This window comes from Mesorhizobium sp. M7A.F.Ca.US.006.04.2.1 (assembly GCF_004022915.1).
In the GTDB taxonomy this organism is placed as follows: Bacteria; Pseudomonadota; Alphaproteobacteria; order Rhizobiales; family Rhizobiaceae; genus Mesorhizobium; species Mesorhizobium ciceri.
This window is the reverse complement of sequence record NZ_RZQA01000165.1, coordinates 1-9,203: the sequence shown is the minus strand read 5'-3', so window position 1 is coordinate 9,203 and position 9,203 is coordinate 1. Positions and strand designations below refer to the sequence as shown.

11 protein-coding genes and 1 pseudogene are annotated in these 9,203 nt (G+C 62.4%); 10 read left to right on the top strand and 2 right to left on the bottom strand.

The window, feature by feature from the left end:
* Both EN925_RS11555 and EN925_RS11550 read left to right on the top strand, forming a co-directional pair.
* On the top strand, window positions 1-441 hold a 441-nt coding region (locus tag EN925_RS11555), incomplete at its 5' end, for an ABC transporter permease (RefSeq protein WP_164894181.1).
* Between the two features lie 239 nt (window positions 442-680).
* Window positions 681-2,822 carry a sodium-translocating pyrophosphatase gene (locus tag EN925_RS11550; protein WP_013532237.1) on the top strand — a complete coding sequence of 714 codons (2,142 nt, stop codon included), beginning with the start codon at window positions 681-683 and terminating at the stop codon, window positions 2,820-2,822.
* Between the two features lie 272 nt (window positions 2,823-3,094).
* Here EN925_RS11550 and EN925_RS11545 read toward each other — a convergent pair whose 3' ends face one another.
* Window positions 3,095-3,607, bottom strand: coding sequence for an outer membrane protein assembly factor BamE (locus tag EN925_RS11545; protein ID WP_013532236.1), 513 nt, complete (start codon window positions 3,605-3,607; stop codon window positions 3,095-3,097).
* A gap of 114 nt (window positions 3,608-3,721) precedes the next feature.
* Between EN925_RS11545 and EN925_RS11540 the strand changes: the two genes are divergently transcribed.
* The 8 genes from EN925_RS11540 (at window position 3,722) to EN925_RS39620 (ending at window position 8,912) form a co-directional block, all read left to right on the top strand.
* Window positions 3,722-4,270 (top strand): ubiquinol-cytochrome C chaperone family protein, encoded by a 549-nt coding sequence (locus EN925_RS11540; RefSeq protein WP_063167769.1) that lies wholly within the window; start codon window positions 3,722-3,724, stop codon window positions 4,268-4,270.
* Window positions 4,267-4,815 carry a DUF177 domain-containing protein gene (locus EN925_RS11535; protein ID WP_027162417.1) on the top strand — a complete coding sequence of 183 codons (549 nt, stop codon included), beginning with the start codon at window positions 4,267-4,269 and terminating at the stop codon, window positions 4,813-4,815. The genes EN925_RS11540 and EN925_RS11535 overlap by 4 nt, the downstream gene beginning before the upstream one ends.
* Before the next feature lie 112 nt (window positions 4,816-4,927).
* On the top strand, window positions 4,928-5,998 hold the full coding sequence (gene plsX / locus EN925_RS11530; RefSeq protein WP_024504675.1) for a phosphate acyltransferase PlsX: 1,071 nt from the start codon (window positions 4,928-4,930) through the stop codon (window positions 5,996-5,998).
* Window positions 5,999-6,007: 9 nt separating this feature from the next.
* Window positions 6,008-6,979 carry a beta-ketoacyl-ACP synthase III gene (locus EN925_RS11525; RefSeq protein ID WP_024504674.1) on the top strand — a complete coding sequence of 324 codons (972 nt, stop codon included), beginning with the start codon at window positions 6,008-6,010 and terminating at the stop codon, window positions 6,977-6,979.
* Window positions 6,980-7,082: 103 nt separating this feature from the next.
* Window positions 7,083-7,406 carry an integration host factor subunit alpha gene (locus EN925_RS11520; protein ID WP_013532231.1) on the top strand — a complete coding sequence of 108 codons (324 nt, stop codon included), beginning with the start codon at window positions 7,083-7,085 and terminating at the stop codon, window positions 7,404-7,406.
* A 125-nt stretch (window positions 7,407-7,531) separates the two neighbouring features.
* Window positions 7,532-8,071 carry a MerR family transcriptional regulator gene (locus EN925_RS11515; protein WP_063167770.1) on the top strand — a complete coding sequence of 180 codons (540 nt, stop codon included), beginning with the start codon at window positions 7,532-7,534 and terminating at the stop codon, window positions 8,069-8,071.
* An 85-nt stretch (window positions 8,072-8,156) separates the two neighbouring features.
* Window positions 8,157-8,459 carry a hypothetical protein gene (locus tag EN925_RS11510; RefSeq protein WP_013532229.1) on the top strand — a complete coding sequence of 101 codons (303 nt, stop codon included), beginning with the start codon at window positions 8,157-8,159 and terminating at the stop codon, window positions 8,457-8,459.
* Between the two features lie 105 nt (window positions 8,460-8,564).
* Complete coding sequence (locus EN925_RS39620; protein WP_164753443.1) at window positions 8,565-8,912, top strand: hypothetical protein; 348 nt, start codon at window positions 8,565-8,567, stop codon at window positions 8,910-8,912.
* 89 nt (window positions 8,913-9,001) lie between these two features.
* On the opposite strand, the pseudogene EN925_RS40675 reads toward EN925_RS39620, so the two are convergent.
* A pseudogene (locus EN925_RS40675) lies at window positions 9,002-9,203 on the bottom strand (hypothetical protein); the annotation flags it as partial.

Here is a 9,203-nt window from a genome sequence, read left to right as displayed (position 1 = left end):
GTGCTGGCACTCGCCGTGCCGGCCGTCGGCTTCGGCGAGAAGCCGACACTGATCGCGCTGTTTCTCTATGGCCTGCTGCCGATCTTCGAGAACGCGCTGACCGGCCTGACGACGCTACCTGCCAACGTCGTCGAGGCGGCGCGCGGCGCCGGCATGACCGGTTGGCAAAGGCTCACCAAGGTCGAGCTGCCGCTCAGCGCCCCGATCATTCTCGGCGGCATCAGGCTGTCGGTGGTGATCAGCCTTGCCACGGCGACCATCGGTTCGACCGTGGCAGCCAAAACGCTGGGCGAAGTGATCATCGCCGGGTTGTTATCCAACAATCTCGCCTTCATCCTGCAGGGCGGCCTGATCGTGGCAGCCCTTGCCGTGCTGATCTATGACGGCCTGTCGGCCATAGAGCGCTACACGGCGCGCCGGATGGGCCGGGAGGCAGAGTAGCCACGCCCTGCGTCAGGGCTAATTTCAATCGATCTAATCGCAGGGTGCTGACGGCAGCCGCCGCCTGGTCCCAACCATTTGGGCGAAAGCCGGGCAAAAACCGAACAATATCTTGACGTTCGCAGCCCTGTTTCGCATACACCGCTGCGAAGAGGCGGATTCCGTGCTCGGAATCCGGTCTTTGTCTCAACGGCCCAGGGAGGGGTTCTTTTGGGCCATCAATCGAGGAAAATCCGGCAATGACAATTATTTCCGCCGTCATCGCCTGCGGCCTGCTTTCAATCCTTTACGCCATCTGGGCGACACGTTCGGTCCTTGCGGCCGATCAGGGCAATGCACGCATGCAGGAAATCTCCGCGGCTATCCGCGAGGGCGCACAAGCCTATCTGGCGCGTCAGTACACCACCATCGCCATCGTTGGCGTCGTCGTCCTCGTGCTCGCCTGGTGGTTGCTGTCCATCACCGCCGCGATCGGCTTCCTGATCGGAGCGGTGCTTTCAGGCGCCGCCGGCTTCATCGGCATGCATGTCTCCGTTCGCGCCAACGTTCGCACGGCGCAGGCCGCATCGAACAGTCTCGCTGCCGGCCTCGACATCGCGTTCAAATCGGGCGCCATCACCGGCATGCTGGTTGCTGGCCTCGCCTTGCTCGGCGTGTCGATCTACTACCTCATCCTGACCCACTTCATGGGCCTCCAGCCCAATGACCGCATCGTCATCGACTCGCTGGTCTCGCTCGGCTTCGGCGCATCGCTGATCTCGATCTTCGCTCGTCTCGGCGGCGGCATCTTCACCAAAGGCGCCGACGTCGGTGGCGATCTCGTCGGCAAGGTCGAAGCCGGTATTCCCGAAGACGATCCGCGCAACCCGGCCACGATCGCCGACAATGTCGGCGACAATGTCGGCGACTGCGCCGGCATGGCCGCTGACCTGTTCGAAACCTATGCGGTGACTGTCGTCGCCACCATGGTTCTGGCTGCCATCTTCTTTGGCGGGACCGCCGTGTTGGGTGCGGCCATGCTTTATCCGCTCGCCATCTGCGGCGCCTGCATCCTGACCTCGATCGTCGGCACCTTCTTCGTCAAGCTCGGTTCCAACGGCTCGATCATGGGCGCACTCTACAAGGGCCTGATCGTCACTGGCCTGCTGTCCATCGTCGGCCTCGGCGTCGCCACCCAGGTGACGCTCGGCTGGGGTGAGGTCGGCACGGTCGCCGGCATGGTCATCACCGGCAAGAACCTGTTCATCTGCGGCCTGATCGGCCTCGTGGTGACCGGTCTCATCGTGGTCATCACCGAATACTACACCGGCACCAACAAGCGCCCGGTCAATTCCATCGCCCAGGCGTCGGTCACCGGTCACGGCACCAACGTCATCCAGGGCCTCGCGGTCTCGCTGGAATCGACGGCGCTGCCGGCGATCGTCATCGTCGGCGGCATCATCTCGACCTATCAGCTTGCCGGCCTCTTCGGTACGGCGATCGCGGTCACGACGATGCTCGGCCTTGCCGGCATGATCGTTGCGCTCGATGCCTTCGGCCCGGTCACCGACAATGCCGGCGGCATCGCCGAAATGGCCGGCCTGCCCAAGGAAGTGCGCCACTCCACCGACGCGCTCGACGCGGTCGGCAACACCACCAAGGCGGTGACCAAGGGCTACGCCATCGGCTCCGCTGGTCTCGGCGCATTGGTGCTGTTTGCCGCGTACTCGAACGACCTGAAGTTCTTCGCCGCCAATGGCGACAAATATCCCTACTTCCAGGGCATGGGCGAGATCTCCTTCGATCTCTCCAACCCATACGTCGTCGCCGGCCTGATCTTCGGCGGGCTGATCCCGTATCTGTTCGGCGGCATCGCCATGACGGCCGTCGGCCGTGCGGCGGGCGCCATCGTCGAGGAGGTGCGCAAGCAGTTCCGCGAGGATCCGGGCATCATGGCCGGCACCTCGAAGCCGAACTACGCCCGCGCGGTCGACCTTCTGACCAAGGCGGCAATCAGGGAAATGATCATCCCGTCGCTGCTGCCGGTGCTGGCGCCGCTCGTCGTCTATTTCGGCGTGCTGCTCATCTCGGGCTCGAAGGCGTCCGCCTTTGCAGCGCTGGGTGCCTCGCTGCTCGGCGTCATCGTCAACGGCCTGTTCGTCGCCATCTCGATGACCTCTGGCGGCGGCGCCTGGGACAACGCCAAGAAGTCCTTCGAAGACGGCTTTGTCGACAAGGACGGCGTCAAGCATCTCAAGGGTTCCGAGGCGCACAAGGCTTCGGTGACCGGTGACACGGTCGGCGATCCCTACAAGGACACCGCTGGCCCCGCCGTCAACCCGGCGATCAAGATCACCAACATCGTCGCGCTCCTGCTGCTGGCCGTGCTCGCGCACGGCTGATCTAGGCTTCAGCCCGAAACAACCCGCGGGAGCGATCCCGCGGGTTTTTTGTTGAGCAATGCCATGTCGACGCGTCAACAAGCCGATCTCTTGCATACGGTAAATGCGCCGGTATCTCATCTACCGGCTTGGGTTTCGACGGCTTAAGCATCGCCGGCAAACATACGGGGATCTTGCCCTGATCGAGGCCACAACAAAAACCCGCAGGATCGCTCCCGCGGGTTTTTGGTCGCCTGAGATGATGAGGCTCCCGGAATGGAAGCCGAAAGGAATTAGGCGCCGCCGCCCGGAATGCTGGGTGCCAGCTTGCTGGCACCGTTGATGATCTGGCTGAGGAAGTTCTGGTCCTTGCCGCCGGTCGGTGTGGTGCGTGAGATGAAGTCGAACATCTTGCCGTCCTTCATCCCGTAATTGGCGATCTGGGTGACGCGGCCATCGGCGCCGAAATAGACCGCCAGCACATGCTGATCAATGAGCCGTGGCTTGTCGAAGGCGACGTAGCGCTTGCGCGTCTGCGAAATGTAATAGAAGGCCTCGTTGTCGAAGGTCGCGGTCGTCGACGGCGTGCCGAGCGCCAGAAGCACCTGCTCGCGGCTCGAACCGACCGGCACCAGGTCGATTGCCTGCTGGTCTATGACGTAACCTTGCGTCAGCGTCTCACTCGGGCTGAGGTCGCCGATCATCTTGGAGGTGTGGCAGGCCGATAGTGCCGAAACGATCATCAGCAGCGAGATCGCGCCGGCGGGCCTGGACGAGAAGGTCGACTTGAAATTCAGCGCGCGCAACAACAACTCCATTAGCTGGCCGCAACTTGCGCTGGGCCGCGAAACCGGTAAACCAGCTTGCTTGCCGATGCAACAAGCCCACTTCAACAAACGGTCCCCAGGAGACCATCCCCAATGTTCCAGCGCTTTTTTGGCCGCGAACGCTACGCCAACCGCGCTATCACCGAGGCGCTTTACGCACAAATCGTGGCGGCGGCGCGGCAGACGGTGTTTTATTCCCACTGGAATGTGCCAGACACGCCGCTTGGCCGTTTCGAGATGCTGTCGCTGCACATGTTCCTGTTCCAGCACAGGTTGCGCGGTGAGAGCGGTGCGGCGCAAGAGGTCGCCCAGGTGCTGATCGACGAGTTCTTCCTCGACGTCGACCATTCGTTGCGGGAATTGGGCATTGGCGACGTTGGCGTGCCCAAACGCATGAAAAAGCTGGCAAAGATGTTTTATGGCCGAACCGCTGCCTATGACGATGCCCTGGAAAGAAACGACCATGAAGCGCTGACCGCGGCTCTTGCCCGCAATGTCCGGCCCGACGCGGGCGCCTGGCTGGAGGCATCGCTGCTGGCCAACTATGTTACCGACGCGCGCAATCATCTGGCCGCGCAGACATCCGAATCGATTGTCTCCGGCACGCTGACCTTTCCCGCCGCCAAGGAGGTTGAACAATGAAGCATGTGGACCCGCAAAGCCCGGTCTCCTTCCGTGCAAACATCACGCGCCTGCCGCAAAAGGGCCTGCCGCTGGTTATCGAAGCCGATGCCGCACAGCGTGCGGCACTGGCCGAGGAGCACGGGTTGATTTCGGTCGAATCCTATCGCGCCGAGCTTCTGGTCGCGTCGTGGAAGCGCAATGGCGTGAAGATAAGCGGTCGTGTCGAAGCCGACATCACCCAGGCCTGCATCGTCACGCTCGAGCCTGTCGAAGCGCATATCGACGAACCGGTCGAAGCGCTTCTGCTGCCCGAGGATTCCAAGCTTGGACGGCAGGGTTTCGATGGTGGCGGCGAGATCCTGCTCGACGCGGAAGGCCCTGACAGTCCAGAGACATTTTCCGGTGACACGATCGATGTCGGGGCACTCGCCGAACAGTATTTCGGGCTCGCCATCGACCCCTATCCGCGTAAGCAGGGCGCATCGCTCAACGCCGGCAGCGAGACCGAACCGGCGGAGAATGAATTTCAGCAAAAACTGCGATCCTTGCTGGGAAAATCCTGAAAAGCTCGCCCGCGACGGAAAAGTCGGTTGTGTGGCAGCCCAAAACCGTTATTTTCGCCGAACCTTCGCGGTCGCTAAACGACCTGCCGCCTAACCGTGAGACAAATACCGCGTGATCAGGATTTCCATCGATGCCATGGGCGGCGATCACGGACCAGCCGTGGTCATTCCAGCGCTCATGACGGTCGCGACCCGTCGTCCCGACATCCGCTTCGTCATCTTCGGGCGTGAGGAGGTCGTGCGCCCGGAGCTCGCCAAATTTCCCAAGCTTGCCGAGATCAGCGAATTCTTCCATTGCGAAATTGCGGTCAGGATGGACGACAAGCCGAGCCAGGCGCTGCGCCACGGCCGCTGGAAGTCATCGATGTGGAAGGCCGTCGAAGCGGTCAAGGCCGGCACGGCCGACGCCTGCATTTCCGCGGGCAACACCGGTGCGCTGATGGCGATGTCGAAATTCTGCCTGCGCACCATGGCCACCATCGATCGCCCGGCGATCGCAGCCCTTTGGCCGACATTGCGCGGCGAAAGCGTGGTGCTGGACGTCGGCGCGACCATTGGGGCCGATGCGCAACAGCTCATCGATTTTGCCATTCTCGGCACCGGCATGGCGCGCTCGGTCTTCGGCATAGCCCGGCCCAGCGTCGGCCTGCTCAATGTCGGCGTCGAGGAGATCAAAGGCCAGGAAGAGGTCAAGGAGGCGGGGCGCATGCTGCGCGAAGCCAACATGGCCTCGATGAACTATCACGGTTTCGTCGAGGGCGACGATATCGGCAAGGGCACGGTCGACGTTGTGGTGACCGAGGGCTTCGCCGGCAACATCGCTCTGAAGACCGCGGAAGGCACGGCGCGCCAGATAGCGGGTTATCTGCGCGCCGCGATGAGCCGCACCCTGATGGCCAGGATCGGCTACGTCTTCGCTAAGGGCGCCTTCAACCGCTTGCGCGAAAAGATGGATGTCGGCCGCTCCAATGGCGGCGTTTTCCTGGGGCTGAGCGGGATCGTCGTCAAAAGCCATGGCGGTGCTGATTCTGACGGGTTCGCCGCCGCGATCGAACTCGGCTATGACATGGTCCGCAACAACCTCCTCGACCGTATCGAGGCCGATCTGGACCTGTTTCATGCGCGCAACCCGCGCGCCCTGTCATCTAGGAAATCCGACGTCGTCACCGACGCAAAGGAATAGGAAAGAACTTTGATCAGATCAGTCGTGCGCGGCACGGGCGCCGCGCTGCCCCGCCGAATCATGAAGAATGCCGATTTCGAAGGCATGGTCGAGACCTCCGACGAGTGGATCGCCCAGCGCACCGGCATTCGCCAGCGCCACATCGCGGGCGATGACGAGACGACGGCTTCGCTGGGGGAAGCGGCGGCACGTGCCGCACTTGCCAATGCGGGCCTCACGCCCGCCGACATCGATCTGATCGTGCTGGCGACCTCGACGCCCAACAACACGTTTCCGGCCACCGCCGTCGAGATCCAGAACCGGCTCGGTATGCATCACGGCTTTGCCTTCGACATGCAGGCGGTCTGTTCGGGTTTCGTCTATGCCGTGACCACCGCCGATCTCTACATCCGCGGCGGCCTGGCCAAGCGTGTCCTGGTGATCGGGTCCGAAACATTCTCGCGCATTCTCGACTGGAGCGACCGGTCGACCTGTGTGCTGTTCGGCGACGGCGCCGGTGCCATGATCCTGGAAGCGGGCGAGGGCGCGGGCACGATCGCCGACCATGGCGTTCTGGCGGCCAGCCTGCGCTCCGACGGCACGCACAAGGACAAGCTTTTTGTCGATGGCGGGCCGTCGACGACGGGTACGGTCGGCCATCTCCGGATGGAGGGCCGCGAAGTCTTCAAGCACGCGGTCGGCATGATCACCGACGTCATCGAGGCGACGTTTGCGCAAGCCGGTATCTCAGCCGAGGATCTCGATTGGTTCGTGCCGCACCAGGCCAATAAACGAATTATTGACGCTTCCGCCAAGAAGCTCGGGATAGCTGAGCAAAAGGTGGTGGTTACGGTCGATTTGCACGGTAACACCTCGGCTGCTTCCGTGCCGTTGGCGCTGTCGGTGGCCGTTGCCGACGGCCGCATCAAGAAGGGCGATCTCGTCCTCCTGGAAGCGATGGGTGGCGGCTTCACCTGGGGCGCTGTCCTGGTTCGCTGGTAAGTGCCGAACGGTCCAGTTTCGGTCCTTGACCTTGACGGATCAATTACTTAGGCTCTGCCGTTGTTGTGCCGAATTTTATGTTTTGAGCTGATGGGACGGTCGCATGGGGGGAAAGACACTTACGCGCGCCGACCTTGCCGAGGCAGTTTACCGGAAGGTCGGCCTGTCGCGCACTGAATCGGCCGAACTCGTCGAAGCGGTGCTGGATGAAATCTGCGAAGCCATCGTGCGCGGCGAAACGGTGAAGCTGTCGTCCTTCGCGACATTCCACGTCCGCTCCAAGAACGAGCGTATCGGCCGCAATCCCAAGACCGGCGAGGAAGTGCCGATCCTGCCGCGTCGGGTGATGACCTTCAAGTCGTCCAACGTGCTGAAGAGCCGTATCTTGCGCTCCCATCAGAGCGGCAAGGCCAAAAGCGGCAAGTAATCCTACTGCGCGGTTGAAAACCGCCGCCGCCATGACGCCGGGCTTGAATATTGCTTCATAAACCGCTGAAATAAGCCCCGATTCGGCAGCTAGGCCGGATCATCGTCCAGCGTGAGGATTCGCCCATGGACAAGAGCCCCGACGCCTTTCGTACCATCAGCGAGGTCGCCGAAGATCTCGATTTGCCGCAGCATGTGCTGCGCTTCTGGGAAACGCGTTTCAACCAGATCAAGCCGATGAAGCGCGGCGGCGGCCGTCGTTACTACCGGCCGCAGGATGTCGAGCTGATCAAGGGCATCCGCCACATGCTCTACGACCAGGGCTACACCATCAAGGGCGTGCAGAAGCTGTTGCGCGAGAACGGCAACCATTTCCTGGTTGCCATCGGCAATGGCGACATGGCCGCCGTCGAGGCGATCTCGCAGCGAAGGCAGGCTGACCAGGTGCCGCTGACGCCGGCGGCCCAGCCGCGCAGCATGGACGACGAACTGGTCGGCCAGCCGCGCGTCAAACCCAGCCGTCGCTTTTTCGGCCTGGGCAAGAGCGACGAGGACGGTCCGGTGCAGCCGGATGCATCGAAACTCTCGCGCGACAACAGGGCCTTGCTGCAGGAGGCGCTGTTCGACCTCCTGGAATGCAAGCGCCTGCTTGATCAGGTGCGCTGACCGCAGCCCGACGCGATAGTTCGAAACCGGAACCCGTCTTCCGGTGAGGCGTTACGTTTCCTTCTGCAAGTGAAGGAAACACATCATGGCATCATTTTCGACCCTCTCGGACATCGATCTCGACAGGCAGGTCGCGGCTCTCACCAAAGAACTGGCCAGCTTGAAGAGGGCTGTGGCAAGGCGAGGCGGCGCCTACTACGAGGACGGTCGCGATGCAGCCTTCGACACCTATTCCGATCTTGCGGGGCGTCTGCGCGACGCCATGCCGGCACTGCGCAAACAGGGCAGGGTGATCGAGAGGTCGGCCCGCGACCATCCGGCGGCTGCCGCTGCTGTCGGCCTTGTGGTGCTCGGTCTTGTCGCCAGTCTGCTGTTCAGCCGGCGCTGAGGCGGTGCTTCTGATGGTGGAGATAGCTGGCGCCGTCATTCGACGAACTTGGTGCGCCCAAATCGTGTCGAGCTGACGCGCCGCAATGCCAAGGGACGACCGGCCTTGGACAGGGAAGCCAAGGCCGGTCTTCTCGGTGGCAGTCTGCGGTGCTTAGGCCTTGTTTCCGATCACATGGTGGTGGTGGCGGTGATGATGGTGATGGCGGACATGGTGGCGATGATGATGGTGGTGACGATGATGCTTTGCCATCGGCGCCGCATCCGCACTCGTCGCACCGATGACGGGCACCGTGAAAGCCAATGCAACTGCAAGCCCGAGGGCCGAGAGGAGGGACTTCTTCATGGATCGTTTCCTTTTGTTTCGCGGGCGCATATGGATCGGGGCGATAGCCCGCCCGCCGCGAATGGAATTACGCGCCTGAATTTTTTCGTCAGTATTTCCCGATTGTAGAATTTTGTTTCTGGACTGTTTCTGCCCAATCCAGCCTCCCGCCACCATGCACGGCAAGATCGAGAGGCGGCCATTGGCCGCCTGTCCGACTACATCGGCGGCACGACGCCGTTGGTTCCGACCACGACGCGGCTGGCGCTGAGTGCGCCGTCACTGCCCCGCTCAGCGGTGACAAAGACCGTCGCACCCGGCTTGAGGTCGGTCGGCGTCGCCGGCGCGAAGGTGACGACAGGGGTGGTGTCGGAATCGAAATCTTCTTGGTCTGGCCATTGTCATAGGTCAGCGTGACGG